The sequence below is a fragment of the Fuscovulum blasticum DSM 2131 genome (assembly GCF_003034965.1).
Lineage (GTDB): Bacteria > Pseudomonadota > Alphaproteobacteria > Rhodobacterales > Rhodobacteraceae > Pseudogemmobacter > Pseudogemmobacter blasticus.
In genome coordinates this window covers 1-18,861 of record NZ_PZKE01000029.1, presented here as the reverse complement: position 1 = coordinate 18,861, position 18,861 = coordinate 1, and the positions used below count along the sequence as shown (strand labels likewise).

At 63.7% G+C, this 18,861-nt stretch carries 14 protein-coding genes and 1 tRNA gene; all 15 read left to right on the top strand.

Annotated features, from left to right (window positions below; all coding sequences use genetic code 11):
- The first annotated feature begins 250 nt into the window (after window positions 1–250).
- The 15 genes from C5F44_RS16820 to fusA all read left to right on the top strand — a co-directional run bounded on the left by C5F44_RS16820 (window position 251) and on the right by fusA (window position 18,785).
- Entirely contained in the window at window positions 251–646 is a 396-nt protein-coding gene (locus C5F44_RS16820; RefSeq protein WP_107674719.1) for a VOC family protein, read from the top strand.
- Between the two features lie 77 nt (window positions 647–723).
- Window positions 724–799 (top strand) — tRNA-Trp (locus C5F44_RS16815).
- 143 nt (window positions 800–942) lie between these two features.
- Window positions 943–1,131: a preprotein translocase subunit SecE gene (gene secE / locus C5F44_RS16810; protein WP_107674717.1), complete on the top strand. Its 189-nt coding sequence runs from the start codon at window positions 943–945 to the stop codon at window positions 1,129–1,131.
- Window positions 1,132–1,283: 152 nt separating this feature from the next.
- On the top strand, window positions 1,284–1,820 hold the full coding sequence (nusG, locus tag C5F44_RS16805) for a transcription termination/antitermination protein NusG (RefSeq protein WP_107674715.1): 537 nt from the start codon (window positions 1,284–1,286) through the stop codon (window positions 1,818–1,820).
- Window positions 1,821–1,915: 95 nt separating this feature from the next.
- Window positions 1,916–2,368, top strand: coding sequence for a 50S ribosomal protein L11 (gene rplK, locus C5F44_RS16800; protein WP_107674713.1), 453 nt, complete (start codon window positions 1,916–1,918; stop codon window positions 2,366–2,368).
- Window positions 2,369–2,372: 4 nt separating this feature from the next.
- Window positions 2,373–3,071 (top strand): 50S ribosomal protein L1, encoded by a 699-nt coding sequence (gene rplA / locus C5F44_RS16795; RefSeq protein WP_107674712.1) that lies wholly within the window; start codon window positions 2,373–2,375, stop codon window positions 3,069–3,071.
- A gap of 418 nt (window positions 3,072–3,489) precedes the next feature.
- Window positions 3,490–4,005, top strand: coding sequence for a 50S ribosomal protein L10 (gene rplJ, locus C5F44_RS16790; protein ID WP_107674710.1), 516 nt, complete (start codon window positions 3,490–3,492; stop codon window positions 4,003–4,005).
- Window positions 4,006–4,071: 66 nt separating this feature from the next.
- Window positions 4,072–4,446 carry a 50S ribosomal protein L7/L12 gene (rplL, locus tag C5F44_RS16785; protein ID WP_107674708.1) on the top strand — a complete coding sequence of 125 codons (375 nt, stop codon included), beginning with the start codon at window positions 4,072–4,074 and terminating at the stop codon, window positions 4,444–4,446.
- A 247-nt stretch (window positions 4,447–4,693) separates the two neighbouring features.
- The gene (gene rpoB, locus C5F44_RS16780) at window positions 4,694–8,830 is read left to right on the top strand and encodes a DNA-directed RNA polymerase subunit beta (protein WP_107674706.1); all 4,137 of its coding nucleotides are present in this window, start codon (window positions 4,694–4,696) and stop codon (window positions 8,828–8,830) included.
- A gap of 77 nt (window positions 8,831–8,907) precedes the next feature.
- Window positions 8,908–13,158: a DNA-directed RNA polymerase subunit beta' gene (gene rpoC / locus C5F44_RS16775; protein WP_107674705.1), complete on the top strand. Its 4,251-nt coding sequence runs from the start codon at window positions 8,908–8,910 to the stop codon at window positions 13,156–13,158.
- 203 nt (window positions 13,159–13,361) lie between these two features.
- Window positions 13,362–14,588 carry a flavin-containing monooxygenase gene (locus tag C5F44_RS16770; RefSeq protein WP_107674703.1) on the top strand — a complete coding sequence of 409 codons (1,227 nt, stop codon included), beginning with the start codon at window positions 13,362–13,364 and terminating at the stop codon, window positions 14,586–14,588.
- Between the two features lie 55 nt (window positions 14,589–14,643).
- Window positions 14,644–15,516 (top strand): DMT family transporter, encoded by an 873-nt coding sequence (locus C5F44_RS16765; RefSeq protein WP_107674701.1) that lies wholly within the window; start codon window positions 14,644–14,646, stop codon window positions 15,514–15,516.
- Between the two features lie 279 nt (window positions 15,517–15,795).
- Window positions 15,796–16,167 (top strand): 30S ribosomal protein S12, encoded by a 372-nt coding sequence (gene rpsL, locus C5F44_RS16760; protein WP_107674699.1) that lies wholly within the window; start codon window positions 15,796–15,798, stop codon window positions 16,165–16,167.
- 11 nt (window positions 16,168–16,178) lie between these two features.
- Window positions 16,179–16,649, top strand: a complete 471-nt coding sequence (rpsG, locus tag C5F44_RS16755) for a 30S ribosomal protein S7 (RefSeq protein ID WP_107674697.1) — start codon at window positions 16,179–16,181, stop codon at window positions 16,647–16,649.
- 9 nt (window positions 16,650–16,658) lie between these two features.
- Window positions 16,659–18,785, top strand: coding sequence for an elongation factor G (gene fusA, locus C5F44_RS16750; RefSeq protein WP_107674695.1), 2,127 nt, complete (start codon window positions 16,659–16,661; stop codon window positions 18,783–18,785).
- Window positions 18,786–18,861: the final 76 nt, after the last annotated feature.

Here is an 18,861-nt window from a genome sequence, read left to right as displayed (position 1 = left end):
GGTTGGAGCAGGGGTCGTTTCCAAGATCATTGCATGATCTGGGAAACGAAACCGTCCGCGGAAACCGCAGACGGGGGCGGCGCCGGCGTCGTCTCGAAGATCATCGCCTGATCCTTCGGGACAGAGCGAGACAAAGGGCCGCCTTCGGGCGGCCCTTTTGCTTGGCGCCCGCCCGCGACGGGCGCGGGTTGGCCCTGTGCCGGGCCTGTGCTACGCCGCCGCCCGCAACCCCCGCCGCAAGAGGTGCCCCATGGCCAAGGCCGTTCACTCGATGATTCGCGTTCTGGACGAGGCGCGTTCGGTCGCCTTCTATGACACCGCCTTCGGGCTGACGCCCGCCGACCGGCTGGAGTTCGAAGGGTTCACCCTGATCTACCTGTCGAACCCCGAGTCCGACTTCGAACTGGAACTGACGGTCAACAAGGGCCGGACCGAGCCTTACGCCCCGGGCGATGGCTATGGCCATCTTGCCGTGACGGTGGAGGACGTTCAGGCCGAACACGCCCGCTTGACCGCCGCCGGCCTTGCCCCGCGCGGGATCGTCGATTTCCGCAACGGGGAAGCCCCGGTGGCGCGGTTCTTCTTCATTGCCGACCCGGACGGCTATCAGATCGAGGTCATCCAGCGCGGCGGCCGGTTCCGCTGACCGCCGGCCGCGACAAAGAGCGGCCGCAAGACCCCTTGACCTCGTGCGCTGCCTGCCGTAACCCCTGCGCCGACCACAGGGGTATAGCTCAGTTGGTAGAGCGACGGTCTCCAAAACCGTAGGTCGCGGGTTCAAGCCCTGCTGCCCCTGCCATGGTCCCTTTTCCTGATCCTTGCCAGCCTTAGACGCCGCGAACCCGGACCACCGGGCGTTTCACTCTGTCGCGGCGCTTGAAATCCGGGGCGGCAGGCCGTATCTCGACCCGCAACCGATGATCCGAACCCGAAGGGCAGCCCATGGCCGCGAACCCGCTCCAGTTTCTTCAGCAAGTCCGTGGCGAAGTGGCCAAGATCCACTGGCCCGGCCGGCGCGAGGTCTTGCTGACCACGGTCATGGTCTTCATCCTGGCGGCCCTGACGGCGGTGTTTTTCAGCCTGGTCGATGTGATCATCCGCTGGGGCCTGACGCTGGTCATCGGCGCCTGAGACCTGATTTTGCTTGATCCGGGGCGGCCTAGCGGCTAATCCGCGACCGACCAAAGGCAAAAGGCGCGCATCGATTCGAGGTGCGCGCTGTTTTTTGTTCAGGAAAACCACGAAGGGGCGCAAGGCTCCCGCAATAAGGAAGAAGCGGCACCATGGCAAAGCGCTGGTACTCGGTAAGCGTCCTCTCGAATTTCGAGAAGAAGGTTGCCGAACAGATCAAGACGGCTGTGGCGGACGCGAATCTTGGCGACGAGATCGACGAAGTGCTGGTGCCGACCGAAGAGGTGATCGAGGTCCGGCGCGGCAAGAAGGTGACCTCCGAGCGCCGCTTCATGCCCGGCTATGTGCTGGTCCACATGGAGATGTCGAGCCGGGGCTATCACCTGATCTCGTCGATCAACCGGGTGACGGGGTTCCTGGGCCCGCAAGGCAAGCCGATGCCGATGCGCGATGCCGAAGTGAACACGATGCTGAGCCGCAGCGTCGAAGGGGGCGAGGCCCAGCCACGCAACCTGATCCGCTTCGACATCGGCGAGAAGGTCAAGGTCACCGACGGCCCGTTCGATGGCTTCGATGGCATGGTCGAGGAAGTGGACGAGTCGGCAAACCGGCTCAAGGTCTCGGTCTCGATCTTCGGGCGGGCGACGCCCGTCGAACTGGAATTCACCCAGGTGACCAAGGGCATCTGAGTGTATCGCGCGGGAGGCGAGCATCCCTGACCGGGGATGTCGGACCGTACCGCTAAACCGCGCCTTCGGGGCGCAGTGACAGAGGAGTAGGCCAGATGGCCAAGAAGATCATGGGCAGCCTCAAGCTGCAGGTGAAGGCGGGACAAGCCAACCCGTCGCCGCCGGTGGGCCCCGCGCTGGGTCAGCGCGGTCTGAACATCATGGCGTTCGTCAAGGAATTCAACGCCAAGTCGGCGGAACTGCCCCCGGGCACCCCGACGCCGGTGATCATCACCTATTACGCCGACAAGTCGTTCAGCCTTGAGCTGAAGACGCCGCCGGCTTCGTTCCTGGTGAAGCAGGCCGCCGGTCTGCCGCAAGTGGGCAAGCGGTCGCGTTCGAAGGGGTCGTCCAAGCCGGGCCGCGAAGTGGCCGGTTCGATCACCGCGGCGCAACTGCGCAAGATCGCCGAAACCAAGATGAAGGATCTCAACGCCAATTCCGTGGAAGCGGCGATGAACATCATCCTTGGCTCGGCCAAGTCCTGCGGCATCGAAGTGAAGGGCTGAAGCCATGGCAAAGATCGCAAAGCGCGTGAAGAAGGCGCAGGAGCTGTTCGTCGGCAAGGCCAACCTGTCGGTTGAAGATGCTGTCGGCCTGATCAAGAAGGCCGCCTCGGCCAAGTTCGACGAAACCGTCGAAATCGCGATGAACCTGGGCGTTGACCCGCGTCACGCCGACCAGATGGTCCGCGGCGTGGTGGCCCTGCCGAACGGCACGGGCAAGACCGTGCGCGTGGCCGTGTTCGCCCGTGGCGCCAAGGCTGATGAAGCCAAGGCCGCCGGTGCCGACATCGTGGGTGCGGAAGACCTGCTGGAAACCATCCAGTCCGGCAAGATCGAGTTCGACCGTTGCATCGCGACGCCGGACATGATGCCGCTGGTCGGCCGTCTGGGTAAGATCCTGGGTCCGCGCAACCTGATGCCGAACCCCAAGGTCGGCACCGTGACGATGGACGTGAAAACGGCCGTCGAAGGCGCCAAGGGCGGCGAAGTGCAGTTCAAGGTCGAAAAGGCCGGCGTGATCCATGCCGGCGTCGGCAAGGTGTCGTTCTCGGACGAGAAGCTGGCGCAGAACGTCCGCGCCTTCGTGGAAGCCGTGACCCGCGCCAAGCCGCCGGGGGCCAAGGGCACCTATGTCAAGAAGGTCTCGCTCAGCTCGACCATGGGTCCGGGCGTTTCGCTGGACCTGTCCTCGACCGCCTCGGCCTGAGCCGGTTGCAGATTTCTGAAGCCACCGGCCCCCGGGCCGGTGGTTTTCTTTTTGCGGGCCGTCTGCAAGGATGGAAACCGCCCCCGCGCCCGCCTTCGCCGCCGTTTGGGGCGAAAACTGATGCCGGAGCCGCAGTTCCGTGATGCGGCGTCTTGGCTTGGCCGGAACAAGCGGATATGCACGGCCTCTGTCGTGGCTGCGTGATTCGTCACGTTGCCCCGACTTGCTTTGTCCGAGACGGCGGGTGGTGCGCAAACGCCTTAATACCCTGCCCGAGATGGAGTTCGAGACGTTTTTTCCCCGAGGTTCCCTCGGGCGATCTGGCTCTCGGGACTGCATCGTGGACCCGAACGTGGGGCATCTTTCGGATGTTCCACTGAATTGAGCCGGGGGGAGACCCCCAACTTGGAGTGAAACTGTGGATAGAGCCCAGAAAGAGAAAGTGGTCGAGGAACTCGGCCAGATCTTCGAAAGCTCTGGCGTCGTGGTGGTTGCCCACTACGAAGGCATGACGGTTGCACAGATGCAGGACCTGCGCGCGAAGATGCGCGACGTTAACGGGTCCGTCCGCGTTGCCAAGAACAAGCTCGCCAAGATCGCCCTCGAAGGGAAGCCCGCTGCAAAGATGGGTGACCTGCTGACGGGCATGACCGTGTTTGCCTATTCCGAAGACCCCGTGGCTGCGGCCAAGGTCTGCGAGGCTTATGCCAAGTCGAACGACAAGTTCGTTCTGCTGGGCGGCGCCATGGGCAACACGATCCTGGACCAGGCCGGTGTCAAGGCCGTCGCTTCCATGCCGTCGCGCGAAGAGCTTATCGCTCAGATCGTGTCGTGCATCGGTGCGCCGGCGTCGAACATCGCCGGGGCCATTGGCGCGCCTGCTGCAAACATCGCTGGCATTCTGAAAACCATCGAGGAAAAGGCCGCGGCCTGATCTTCGACATCCCTTCGTGGTTGACCAAACGTCGTTGGAACCCATCTAACCTTACGGAATGAGCAAATGGCTGATCTGAACAAACTCGCCGAAGAAATCGTCGGTCTGACCCTGCTGCAAGCGCAGGAACTGAAGACCATCCTGAAGGACAAGTATGGCATCGAGCCGGCCGCCGGTGGCGCCGTCATGATGGCCGCTGGTCCGGCCGCCGCTGTTGAAGCCGCGGAAGAAAAGACCGAGTTCGACGTCGTCCTGACGGATGCCGGCGCGAACAAGATCAACGTCATCAAGGAAGTCCGCGCCATCACCGGCCTGGGCCTCGTTGAAGCGAAGAACCTGGTCGAAGCTGGCGGCAAGGTGAAGGAAGGCGTCTCGAAGGCTGACGCCGAAGGCTTCAAGAAGAAGCTCGAAGAGGCTGGCGCCAAGGTCGAGCTGAAGTAATCGCGCTTGCGGACAATTCCGCAGCGATGATTTCTGGCTGGGGACAGAGCAATCCGTCCCCAGCCAAATCGCGTCTTGAAAGGGGCTTTGCCGGGCAAAGCGTCTTTCCGGGTGCGACAGACGGTTCGGGAGCTGCCTGACGGGACAGGTGGCAGGTATGGAACCGCAGGCCCCTCGCCAATCGGCGCGCCTTTCCGTGGCCCGACGGAGATGCGTTCCGGCGAAAAGATGAAAGGTTACGACGAGCATGGCGCAGCAAGCGTACGTTGGCCAGAAGCGGATTCGCCGCCATTACGGCAAGATCCGTGAAGTTCTGGAAATGCCGAACCTGATCGAGGTGCAGAAGTCGTCCTACGACCTGTTCCTGCGGTCGGGCGACGGTCCGAAGCCGCTGGACGGCGAAGGCATCCAGGGCACCTTCCAATCGGTGTTCCCGATCAAGGACTTCAACGAGACGGCCGTTCTGGAATTCGTGAAATACGAGCTGGAAAAGCCGAAGTACGACGTTGACGAGTGTATGCAGCGCGACCTGACCTATGCCGCGCCCCTGAAGGTGACGCTGCGCCTGATCGTGTTCGATGTCGATGAAACCACCGGCGCCCGGTCGGTCAAGGACATCAAGGAACAGGATGTCTACATGGGCGACATGCCCCTGATGACGCCGAACGGCACGTTCATCGTGAACGGCACCGAGCGGGTGATCGTCAGCCAGATGCACCGCAGCCCCGGCGTGTTCTTCGACCATGACAAGGGCAAGACCCATTCGTCGGGCAAACTGCTGTTCGCCTGCCGCATCATCCCGTATCGCGGCAGCTGGCTGGACTTCGAGTTCGACGCCAAGGACATCGTGTTCGCCCGGATCGACCGTCGCCGCAAGCTGCCGGTGACGACGCTGCTCTATGCCCTGGGCATGGATCAGGAAGGCATCATGGATGCCTATTACGACACGGTTCAATTCCGCTACGTCAAGAACAAGGGCTGGGTCACCAAGTTCTTCCCCGAGCGCGTGCGCGGCACCCGCCCGGCCTATGATCTGGTGGATGCCGCCACCGGCGAGGTCATCCTGAAGGCCGGCGAAAAGGCCACCCCGCGGATGGTCAAGAACTGGATGGATGCGGGCGCCGTCACCGAACTGCTGGTGCCGTTCGACCACATCATCGGCCGCTATGCCGCCAAGGACATCATCAACGAGGAAACCGGCGAGATCTGGGCCGAGGCCGGCGACGAGCTGACCTGGGAACTGGACCGCGACGGCGAACCCAAGGGCGGCACCATCAAGGTTCTGCTTGACCAGGGCGTGACCGAGATTCCGGTGCTGGACATCGACAACGTCAATGTCGGCCCCTACATCCGCAACACCATGGCGGCGGACAAGAACATGGGCCGCGATACCGCGCTCATGGACATCTACCGCGTGATGCGCCCGGGCGAACCGCCGACCGTGGAAGCGGCTTCGGCGCTGTTCGACACGCTGTTCTTCGACAAGGACCGCTACGACCTGTCCGCCGTGGGCCGGGTCAAGATGAACATGCGCCTTGATCTGGGCAAGCCCGACACCCAGCGGACGCTGGACCGGGAAGACATCATCGCCTGCATCCGCGCGCTGGTCGAACTGCGCGACGGCAAGGGCGAGATCGACGACATCGACCACCTCGGCAACCGCCGGGTGCGTTCGGTCGGCGAACTGATGGAGAACCAGTATCGCGTCGGCCTCTTGCGCATGGACCGGGCAATCAAGGAACGCATGTCGTCGGTGGAAATCGACACGATCATGCCGCAAGACCTGATCAACGCCAAACCGGCCGCGGCGGCGGTGCGTGAATTCTTCGGCAGCTCGCAACTGTCGCAGTTCATGGACCAGACCAACCCGCTGTCGGAAGTCACCCACAAGCGCCGTCTGTCGGCGCTTGGGCCGGGCGGTCTGACCCGTGAACGCGCGGGCTTCGAAGTGCGCGACGTTCACCCGACCCACTATGGCCGGATGTGCCCGATCGAAACGCCGGAAGGCCAGAACATCGGTCTGATCAACTCGCTGGCGACCTTTGCCCGCGTGAACAAGTACGGCTTCATCGAGACCCCGTATCGCAAGGTCATCGACGCGAAGGTCACCGACGAGGTGGTCTACATGTCGGCGACCGAAGAGATGCGCCACACCGTTGCCCAGGCGAACGCCGCCCAGGACAAGGACGGCAAGTTCACCGACGACCTGATTTCCAGCCGGAAGGCGGGCGAGTTCATGCTGAACCCGCCGGACGCGATCGACCTGATCGACGTGTCGCCCAAGCAGTTGGTGTCGGTCGCGGCCTCGCTGATTCCGTTCCTGGAAAACGACGACGCCAACCGCGCTCTGATGGGTTCGAACATGCAGCGTCAGGCTGTGCCGCTGCTGCAATCCGATGCCCCCTTCGTGGGCACCGGGATCGAAGCGGTTGTCGCGCGCGACAGCGGCGCGGCCATCATGGCCCGCCGTTCGGGCGTGATCGACCAGGTGGACGCGACCCGTATCGTTGTGCGCGCCACCGAACTGCTGGAGCCGGGCGAACCGGGCGTCGACATCTACCGTCTGCGCAAGTTCAAGCGGTCGAACCAGTCGTCCTGCATCAACCAGCGTCCGCTGGTGAAGGTGGGTGACAAGGTGACCCGTGGCGAGGTGATCGCCGACGGTCCCTGCACCGACATGGGCGAACTGGCCCTGGGCCGGAACGTGATCGTCGCGTTCATGCCCTGGAACGGCTACAACTACGAAGACTCGATCCTGATCTCGGAACGCATCCTGAAGGACGACGTGTTCACCTCGATCCACATCGAGGAATACGAAGTCGCGGCGCGCGACACCAAGCTGGGGCCGGAAGAGATTACCCGCGACATCCCGAACGTGGGGGAAGAAGCCCTGCGCAACCTGGATGAAGCCGGCATCGTCTATATCGGCGCCGAGGTGAACCCGGGCGACATCCTGGTCGGCAAGATCACCCCCAAGGGCGAAAGCCCGATGACGCCGGAAGAAAAGCTGCTGCGCGCCATCTTCGGGGAAAAGGCCAGCGACGTGCGCGACACCAGCTTGCGTCTGCCGCCCGGCGCCTATGGCACCGTGGTGGAAGTGCGGGTGTTCAACCGTCATGGCGTGGACAAGGACGAACGTGCGCTGCAGATCGAGCGCGAGGAAGTCGAACGCCTGGCGCGTGACCGCGACGACGAGCTGACGATCCTGGAGCGCAACATCTATTCGCGTCTCAAGGCGCTGCTGATGGGGCGTGAGGCGGTCAAGGGTCCGAAGGGCATCAAGGCCGGGTCGAAGATCGACGAAGACCTGCTGGGCACGCTGTCGCGCGGCCAGTGGTGGCAGCTTGCCGTGGCCGAGGAAGACCAGGCCAAGGAAATCGAAGCCCTGCACGACCAGTTCGAGGCGCAGAAGCGCGCCCTGGATCACCGTTTCGACGACAAGGTTGAAAAGGTGCGTCGCGGCGACGATCTGCCTCCGGGCGTGATGAAGATGGTCAAGGTGTTCGTCGCGGTGAAGCGCAAGCTGCAGCCGGGCGACAAGATGGCCGGCCGTCACGGCAACAAGGGCGTTATCTCCAAGGTCGTTCCGATCGAGGACATGCCGTTCCTGGCCGATGGCACGCATGTCGACCTGGTGCTGAACCCGCTGGGCGTGCCCAGCCGGATGAACGTCGGGCAGATCCTTGAGACGCATATGGGCTGGGCCGCGCGCGGTCTGGGCCTGCGCATCGACGAGGCGCTGCGCGACTTCCGCCGGTCGGGTGACCTGACCCCGGTGCGCGAGGCGATGCGTTTCTCCTATGGCGACGAGACCTATGAAGACGCCTTCGGCGGCATGGACAGCGACGAGCTGGTCGAAAAGGCCGCGCTGGTGACCAAGGGCGTTCCGATCGCGACCCCGGTCTTCGACGGCGCCAAGGAAGCGGACGTGAACGATGCGCTGCGTCGCGCGGGCTTTGACACCTCGGGCCAGTCCGATGTGTTCGACGGCCGCACCGGCGAGAAGTTCCAGCGCAAGGTCACGGTGGGCGTGAAATACATGCTCAAGCTGCACCACTTGGTCGACGACAAGCTGCACGCCCGTTCCACCGGGCCGTACAGCCTGGTCACCCAGCAACCGCTGGGCGGCAAGGCGCAGTTCGGCGGTCAGCGCCTTGGGGAAATGGAGGTCTGGGCCCTGGAAGCCTATGGTGCCGCCTATACCCTGCAGGAAATGCTGACGGTCAAGTCGGACGACGTGGCTGGCCGGACCAAGGTCTACGAAAGCATCGTCAAGGGCGAGGACAACTTCGAAGCGGGCGTTCCCGAGAGCTTCAACGTGCTCGTGAAGGAAGTCCGCGGCCTCGGCCTGAACATGGAACTCCTGGATGCGGAGGAGGAGTGAGCGGGACACCCCGCTTTTGGGGCGGCGCTTGCGCCGTCCCGCCCCTCTGACCGCAACCCTCTGATTGGGAAGATGAAATGAACCAGGAACTGACGAACAACCCGTTCAACCCGGTTGCTCCGCTGAAGACCTTCGACGAGATCAAGATCTCTCTGGCCAGCCCGGAGCGGATCCTGTCGTGGTCCTATGGCGAGATCAAGAAGCCGGAAACCATCAACTACCGGACCTTCAAGCCCGAGCGCGACGGCCTGTTCTGCGCCCGGATCTTCGGGCCGATCAAGGATTACGAATGCCTCTGCGGCAAGTACAAGCGCATGAAGTATCGCGGCGTTGTCTGCGAGAAATGCGGCGTGGAAGTCACGCTGCAGAAGGTGCGCCGCGAACGCATGGGCCATATCGAACTGGCCGCGCCGGTGGCGCATATCTGGTTCCTGAAATCGCTGCCGTCCCGCATCGGCCTGATGCTGGACATGACGCTGCGCGATCTGGAACGCATCCTCTACTTTGAAAACTATGTCGTCATCGAGCCGGGCCTGACCGACCTGACCTATGGCCAGTTGATGACCGAGGAAGAATTCCTCGACGCGCAGGACCAGTATGGCGCCGACGCCTTCACGGCGAACATCGGGGCCGAGGCCATCCGGGAAATGCTGGCGGCCATCGACCTGGGCCCGCTGGCCGACCAGCTTCGCGAAGAGCTGAAGGAAGCCACGGGCGAGCTGAAGCCGAAGAAGATCATCAAGCGGCTGAAGATCGTTGAATCCTTCCTGGAATCGGGCAACCGGCCGGAATGGATGGTTCTGACCGTGCTGCCGGTGATTCCGCCGGAACTGCGCCCGCTGGTCCCGCTGGACGGCGGCCGCTTTGCCACGTCGGACCTGAACGACCTGTATCGCCGGGTCATCAACCGGAACAACCGTCTGAAGCGGCTGATCGAACTGCGGGCGCCCGACATCATCGTCCGCAACGAAAAGCGGATGCTGCAAGAGGCGGTCGATGCGCTGTTCGACAACGGCCGTCGCGGCCGCGTGATCACGGGCACCAACAAGCGCCCGCTGAAATCGCTGTCCGACATGCTGAAGGGCAAGCAGGGCCGCTTCCGCCAGAACCTTCTGGGCAAGCGGGTGGACTTCTCGGGTCGTTCGGTCATCGTGACCGGGCCGGAACTGAAGCTGCACCAGTGCGGCCTGCCGAAGAAGATGGCGCTGGAGCTGTTCAAGCCGTTCATCTATTCGCGGCTTGAGGCGAAGGGCCTGTCCAGCACCGTCAAGCAGGCGAAGAAGCTGGTCGAGAAGGAGCGCCCGGAGGTCTGGGATATTCTGGATGAAGTCATCCGCGAACATCCGGTCCTGCTGAACCGCGCGCCGACGCTGCACCGTCTGGGCATCCAGGCGTTCGAACCGATCCTGATCGAAGGCAAGGCGATCCAGCTTCACCCGCTGGTCTGCTCGGCCTTCAACGCCGACTTCGACGGCGACCAGATGGCCGTTCACGTTCCGCTCTCGCTGGAAGCCCAGCTTGAAGCGCGCGTCCTGATGATGTCCACGAACAACGTGCTGTCGCCCGCCAACGGCGCGCCGATCATCGTGCCGTCGCAGGACATGGTGCTGGGGCTGTACTACACCACCATGGAACGCAAGGGCATGGCCGGCGAAGGCATGGTCTTCGCCGACATCGACGAAGTCGAACATGCGCTGGCGGCCGGTGCGGTGCATCTGCACGCCAGGATCCAGGCCCGCCTGCGCCAGGTTGATGACGAAGGCAACATCGTCTGGAAGCGGTTCGAAACCACCCCCGGCCGCCTGCGGCTGGGCAACCTGCTGCCGCTGAACGCCAAGGCACCGTTCGAACTGGTGAACCGCCTGCTGCGGAAGAAGGACGTGCAGACCGTCATCGACACCGTCTACCGCTACTGCGGCCAGAAGGAATCGGTGATCTTCTGTGACCAGATCATGGGTCTGGGCTTCCGCGAGGCGTTCAAGGCCGGCATCTCGTTCGGCAAGGACGACATGGTGATCCCCGACAACAAGTGGACCATCGTCAACGAGGTGAAGGATCAGGTTGCCGGCTTCGAGCAGCAATACCTGGACGGTCTGATCACCCAGGGCGAGAAGTACAACAAGGTTGTGGATGCCTGGTCGAAGTGCAACGACAAGGTGACCGAGGCCATGATGTCCACCATCTCGGCCCCGCGCTTCGAAGAGAGCGGCGCCGAGAAGGAGCCGAACTCGGTCTATATGATGGCCCACTCGGGTGCCCGGGGTTCGGTCACCCAGATGAAGCAGTTGGGCGGGATGCGCGGCCTGATGGCCAAGCCTTCGGGCGAGATCATCGAGACGCCGATCATCTCGAACTTCAAGGAAGGTCTGACCGTTCTTGAATACTTCAACTCGACTCACGGCGCCCGGAAGGGCCTGTCGGACACCGCGCTGAAGACCGCGAACTCGGGCTATCTGACGCGGCGTCTGGTGGACGTGGCGCAGGACTGCATCATCCGCAGCCATGACTGCGGCACCGAAAACGCGATCACCGCTTCGGCGGCGGTCAAGGAAGGCCAGGAAACCGCGCCGCTGTCGGAACGGGTTCTGGGCCGTGTGGCCGCGGATGACGTGCTTGTCCCCGGCACCGACGAGGTGCTGGTGGCGAAGGGCGAACTGATCGACGAACGTCGCGCCGACATCATCGGTCAGGCCGGCGTGCAGTCGATCCGCATCCGCAGCCCGCTGACCTGTGAAGCGGAAGAAGGTGTCTGCGCCATGTGCTACGGGCGCGACCTTGCCCGCGGTACGCTGGTGAACCAGGGCGAAGCGGTCGGCATCATCGCCGCCCAGTCCATCGGGGAACCCGGCACGCAGCTTACCATGCGGACCTTCCACATCGGCGGCGTGGCCCAGGGTGGCCAGCAGTCGTTCCTGGAAGCCTCGCAGGAAGGCAAGATCGAGTTCCGCAACGCGAACCTGCTGTCCAACGCCGCGGGCGAGCAGATCGTGATCGGCCGGAACATGCAGATCGCCATCATCGACGAGGCGGGGCAGGAACGCGCCGTCCACAAGCTGACCTACGGCGCCAAGCTGCATGTCAAGGACGGCCAGACGGTCAAGCGCGGCAACAAGCTGTTCGAATGGGACCCCTTCAACCTGCTGATCGTGGCCGAAAAGGCCGGCGTGGCGCGGTTCAAGGACCTGATCTCGGGCATCTCGGTCCGCGAGGACACCGACGATGCCACCGGCATGACGCAGAAGATCGTGTCCGACTGGCGTTCCGCGCCGCGCGGCAGCGATCTGAAGCCGGAAATCATCCTGGTCGATCCGGCCACGGGTGAGCCGGTGCGCGGCGACAACGGCAATCCGATCACCTACCCGATGTCGGTGGATGCGGTTCTGTCGCTGGAAGACGGGCAAGAGCTGAAGCCGGGTGACGTGGTGGCGCGGATTCCGCGCGAAGGTGCCAAGACCAAGGACATCACCGGGGGTCTTCCCCGCGTGGCGGAACTGTTCGAAGCCCGTCGTCCGAAGGATCACGCGATCATTGCCGAAAACGACGGCTATGTCCGCTTCGGCAAGGACTACAAGAACAAGCGCCGCATAACCATCGAGGCGGTCGACGACACGATCCAGCCGATGGAATACATGATCCCCAAGGGCAAGCACATTCCGGTTCAGGAAGGCGACTTCGTCCAGAAGGGTGACTACATCATGGACGGCAACCCTGCTCCGCATGACATCCTGCGGATCATGGGGATCGAGGCGCTGGCCAACTACATGATCGACGAAGTGCAGGACGTGTATCGCCTGCAAGGCGTGAAGATCAACGACAAGCACATCGAGGTGATCGTGCGGCAGATGCTGCAAAAGCTCGAGGTGCTGGACGGTGGCGACACGACCCTGCTCAAGGGCGAGCAGGTCGAGAAGCAGGAACTGGAGGAAGAAAACGCCAAGGCCCGTGCCCGTGGCGGACGCGAGGCCAAGGCCGAGCCGGTTCTTCTGGGCATCACCAAGGCGTCGCTGCAAACCCGCAGCTTCATCTCGGCGGCGTCCTTCCAGGAAACCACCCGCGTGCTGACCGAGGCTTCGGTTCAGGGCAAGCGCGACAAGCTGGTTGGTCTGAAGGAAAACGTCATCGTCGGCCGGCTGATCCCGGCCGGGACGGGTGGCGCGACGGGCCGCGTGAAGAAGATCGCCGCCGACCGCGACCAGACGGTGATCGAAGCCCGCCGGAGCGAGGCCGAACAGGCCGCCGCGCTGGCTGCCCCGCTGGAAACGGCGGAGCCGGACTTCGACAGCGGCTTCGATGCGGGTCTTGTCGATACGGCCGAAAGCCGCGAGTGACGCCCCGCCTTCGGGCCTGACGAAAACGCCCCCGCCGCGCGCAAGCCCGGCGGGGGTTTTCTTTTGCCCGCGGCGGTTTCGGCTGCGCTCCGTTTGATAGGATCAGGCTAAGCAACGGCAAGAGAAATTGTGTTTCTCCCTATCCAAACTCTCCCATACATCATTCAGGGAATGACGGGGAAAGCGCGAAGGGATTGCCGGCCATGTCCATTGAAACCACGCACACGCTGATTGTCGGCGGCGGTCAGGCCGGCATCGCGATGAGCGAACATCTGGGCGCGCAGGGCATCCCGCATCTGGTGCTGGAGCGCGACCGCATTGCCGAACGCTGGCGCAGCCACCGCTGGGACAGCCTGGTTGCCAATGGCCCCGCCTGGCATGACCGCTTTCCGAACATGAGCTTCGAGGGCGTCGATCCTTTCGCCTTTGCGCCGAAAGACCGGATCGTCACCTATTTCGAGGATTACGCGAAGAAGATCGCCGCCCCCATCCGCTGCGGAGTTGAGGTGACAGCCCTGACGCGGCAGGCGGATGGCCAGTTCCGCGCCGAAACCACCGGGGGCGTGATCCTGGCGCAGAATGTGGTGGCCGCCACCGGCCCGTTCCAGAAGCCGATCATCCCGCCGCTGGTGCCTGCCGAGACGGGCGTGATGCAGATCCATTCGACCGGCTACCGCAACCCCGGCCAGTTGCCCGAGGGGGCGGTGCTGGTGGTGGGCGCCGGGTCGTCGGGCGTGCAGATCGCCGACGAACTGCTGCGGGCGGGGCGCAAGGTCTATCTCTCGGTCGGCCCGCATGATCGGCCGCCGATCCGCTATCGCGGGCGCGATTTCGTCTGGTGGCTGGGCGTGCTGGGCAAATGGGATGCGCCCACCGTTGCGCCGGGGATGGAGCATGTGACGATTGCCGTCAGCGGGGCGCATGGCGGGCGCACCGTCGACTTCCGCGATCTTGCCGCCCGGGGCATGGTGCTGACGGGCCGGACGCAGAGCTGCGTGGACGGCGTGCTGGGCTTTGCGCCGGATCTGGCGCAGAACATCGCGCGGGGCGATGCAAACTACCTGTCGGTTCTGGACGAGGCCGATGCCTATCTGGCGGCCAACGGCATCGACCTACCGCCCGAGCCGCAGGCGCGGGTACTGGGTCCGATGCCGGTCTGCGCGACGGACCCGATCCTGTCGCTGGATCTGGCAGAGGCCGGGATCAGCGCCATCATCTGGGCCACGGGCTTTGCGCTGGATTTCGGCTGGTTGCAGGTGCCCGGCGCCTTTGATGCCGCCGGCCGTCCGGCGCATCAGAAGGGGGTGACGCAGGTTCCGGGCCTGTATTTCCTGGGCCTTGCCTGGCTGTCGCGCCGCGCGTCGCCCTTCATCTGGGGCGCGTGGCACGATGCCCGGAACCTGGCTGGCCATATCGCGGCGCGCGGCTGACCCTTCCGGTTTCCCCAGTGGCCTGATAGCCACGAAGCAGGGGCAGGGGACAGGTATGCAGCTTTCCGACAACGCGCGCGGCGTGGTGCTGATGAACATCGCCATGGCGGCGTTCACGCTGAACGATACCGCGATGAAGGCGGCCATGCAGACCCTGCCGCTGTATCAGGCCATCGGCCTGCGCGGGATTCTGTCAACGTTGGCCATTGCGCTGATCGGGCTGCGGCTGGGCGCGCTGACCCTGCGGCTGCCGAAGCGCGATCTGGGCTATGTCGCCATCCGCACCTTTGCCGAGGTGGCCTCGACCCTGACCTTCCTTGCTGCCCTGGTGCATATGCAGATCGCCAACCTTTCCGCGATCATGCAGGCGCTGCCGCTGGCGGTGACACTGGCCGCCGCGGTGTTCCTGGGCGAGGCGATCGGCTGGCGCCGGGCGCTGGCCATCGGGGTGGGGTTTGTCGGCGTGCTGATCATCATCCGCCCCGGAACCGAAGGCTTTGACCGCTGGTCGGTGCTGGGCATCGTCTCGGTTGCCTTCGTGGTGCTGCGCGACCTGTCCACCCGCAAGATGAGCCGGGCCGTTCCTTCGGTGACCGTGGCGGTCGCGGCCTCGGCGGCGGTGATGCTGGTCGGGCTGACCGGCGCCACGGTCGAGGGCTGGCAGACCGTCACCCCGAAAGAGGCGATGCTGATCCTGTTTGCCGGGGTGGCGCTGATCGCGGGCTATCTGTCGGTTGTCGCCACCATGCGGGTGGGCGACATCGGGGCCGTTGCCCCGTTCCGCTACATGGCGCTGCTCTGGGCCATCCTGATGGGCTGGCTGGCCTTCGGCAACCTGCCCGATACCTGGACGCTGATCGGATCAGCGCTGGTTGTGGCCAGCGGGCTGTTCACCCTGCTGCGCGAGCGCCGTCTGCGCCGCGGATAGGGCGGGCCAGACCGGCCCCCCGCCGGGACCGTCTGTTGACACCCGGACCGATTCCCCCTATAGCCCGCTCACCTTGGCACGGGTGTATTCCCTCTGCCGGGGTCAGAGCGCTTGATGTGGTCACGATCCGGGTGTCAGCACCCCGATCCTCTGGAATTTCCCCGCGTCATCCCCAAACAGGGGATGGGTGCGGGTTTCGTGTTTTGCGATGAGCGCGAGGCACGGTCGAGAAGCGGCGCCCCGAAGGCAACGGGGCGAGTATCGAAACGAGGAACGTGAATGCCGACGATTCAGCAGCTGATCCGGAAGCCCCGGGAAGCGAACGCGCGCAAGTCCAAGTCCCAGCACCTGGAATCGTGCCCGCAAAAGCGTGGGGTTTGCACCCGCGTCTATACCACCACCCCGAAGAAGCCGAACTCGGCCATGCGGAAAGTCGCCAAGGTGCGTCTGACCAACGGCTTCGAGGTCATCTCCTACATCCCCGGCGAAAAGCACAACCTTCAGGAACACTCTGTGGTTCTGATCCGTGGCGGCCGGGTGAAGGACCTTCCGGGTGTGCGTTACCACATCCTCCGCGGCGTGCTTGATACCCAAGGCGTGAAAGACCGTCGTCAGCGTCGTTCGAAATACGGCGCGAAGCGTCCGAAGTGAGGAGATAAGAGATGTCCCGTCGTCACGCAGCCGAAAAACGCGAGATCCTGCCCGACGCCAAGTATGGCGACAAGGTGATCACGAAATTCATGAACAACCTGATGCTCGACGGCAAGAAGTCCGTCGCCGAAAGCATCGTCTACGGCGCGCTGGAGCGTGCGCAGGGCCGCCTGAAGCGCGAGCCCGTCGTGCTGTTCCATGAAGCCCTGGACAACGTGAAGCCCTCGGTCGAAGTCCGTTCGCGCCGGGTTGGCGGTGCGACCTACCAGGTCCCCGTCGAAGTGCGCACCGAACGCCGTGAAGCGCTGGCCATCCGCTGGCTGATCGCTGCTGCCCGCAAGCGCAACGAGAACACCATGGAAGAGCGGCTTGCCGCCGAGCTGGCCGATGCCTGCAACAACCGCGGCACCGCGGTGAAGAAGCGGGAAGACACCCACAAGATGGCCGACGCGAACAAAGCGTTCAGCCACTACCGCTGGTAAGGGGTCATCATGGCACGCGACTATCCGCTCGACCGCTACCGCAACTTCGGGATCATTGCCCACATCGACGCGGGCAAGACCACCACGTCGGAACGCATCCTGTTCTACACCGGCAAGTCCCACAAGCTTGGCGAAGTCCATGACGGGGCCGCCACGATGGACTGGATGGAACAGGAGCAGGAACGCGGCATCACGATCACCTCGGCTGCCACGACCACCTTCTGGACTCGTCAGGTCGACCCGAACACCGATACGTCCGACAAGTCGAAGAAGTTCCGTTTCAACATCATCGACACCCCCGGCCACGTTGACTTCACCATCGAAGTCGAACGTTCGCTGGCTGTGCTTGACGGTGCGGTCGTTCTTCTGGACGGCAACGCCGGCGTTGAGCCGCAGACCGAAACCGTGTGGCGTCAGGCTGACCGTTACAAGGTTCCCCGGATCGTGTTCGTCAACAAGATGGACAAGACCGGCGCCGACTTCTTCAAATGCGTCCGCATGATCAAGGACCGCACCGGCGCCAACGCCATGCCGATCGTTCTTCCGATCGGGGCCGAGGACAAGCTGGAAGGCATCATCGACCTCGTGACCATGGAAGAATGGGTCTACGAGGGCGAAGACCTGGGCGCGTCCTGGACCCGCAAGCCGATCCGGGCGGAACTGAAGGCCAGCGCCGACGAATGGCGGCTGAACCTGATCGAAACCGCCGTGGGTCAGGATGACGCCGCGATGGAAGCCTATCTTGAAGGCAACGAACCGGATGCCGACACGCTGCGCGCGCTGATCCGCAAGGGCACGCTGGCGATCGACTTCATCCCCGTGATGGCCGGCTCGTCGTTCAAGAACAAGGGCGTGCAGCCGCTGCTGAACGCCGTGGTGGACTATCTGCCCAGCCCGCTTGACGTGCCGCCCTACATGGGCTTCGCGCCGGGCGACGAGACGGAAACCCGCAACATCGCCCGTTCGGCCGATGATGCGCAGCCCTTCTCGGCGCTGGCGTTCAAGATCATGAACGACCCCTTCGTCGGTTCGCTGACCTTCACCCGGATCTATTCGGGCAAGCTGGCCAAAGGCGATGCGATGCTGAACGCGACCAAGCAGCGCCGTGAGCGCGTTGGCCGCATGATGATGATGCACGCGATCGAACGGGAAGAAATTTCCGAAGCCTTCGCCGGTGACATCATCGCGCTTGGCGGTCTGAAGGAAACCACCACCGGGGATACGCTCTGTGATCCGGCGGCGCCCGTTGTTCTGGAAACCATGACCTTCCCGGTCCCGGTGATCGAGATCGCGGTCGAACCCAAGACCAAGGCCGACCAGGAAAAGATGGGCATCGCACTGGCCCGTCTGGCTGCCGAAGACCCGTCCTTCCGCGTGGAAACTGACCTCGAAAGCGGCCAGACCATCATGAAGGGCATGGGCGAACTTCACCTCGACATCCTCGTCGACCGTATGCGTCGCGAGTTCAAGGTCGAGGCGAACATCGGCGCCCCGCAGGTGGCCTATCGCGAAACGATCTCGCGCGAGCATGAAATCGACTACACGCACAAGAAGCAGACCGGCGGTACCGGCCAATTCGCCCGCGTGAAGCTGATCATCTCGCCGACCGAACCGGGCGAAGGCTATTCGTTCGAGTCGAAGATCGTCGGCGGCGCGGTGCCGAAGGAATACATCCCCGGCGTCGAAAAGGGCATCAAGTCGGTCATGGACTCCGGTCCGCTGGCAGGCTTCCCGGTGATCGACTTCAAGGTCCAACTGATCGACGGCGCGTTCCACGACGTCGACTCCTCGGTTCTGGCCTTCGAAATCGCCTCGCGGGCAGCCATGCGGGAAGGCCTGAAAAAGGCCGGCGCGAAGCTGCTTGAGCCGATCATGAAAGTCGAAGTGGTGACCCCGGAAGAATACACCGGCGGCGTCATCGGCGACCTGACCTCGCGTCGGGGCATGATCAGCGGGCAGGACAGCCGCGGCAACGCGAATGTCATCTCCGCCATGGTTCCCCTGGCCAACATGTTCGGCTACATCAACCAACTCCGTTCGATGACCTCGGGCCGGGCTGTGTTCTCGATGGAGTTCGACCACTACGACGCCGTGCCCGAGAACATCTCGCAAGAGATTCAGAAGAAGTACGCGTGATTTGAGCGGTGGGCGGAAACGCCCACCCTACCAACCGTAGGGTGCGCCGGCGCGCACCGCACCGACACAAGGAGAT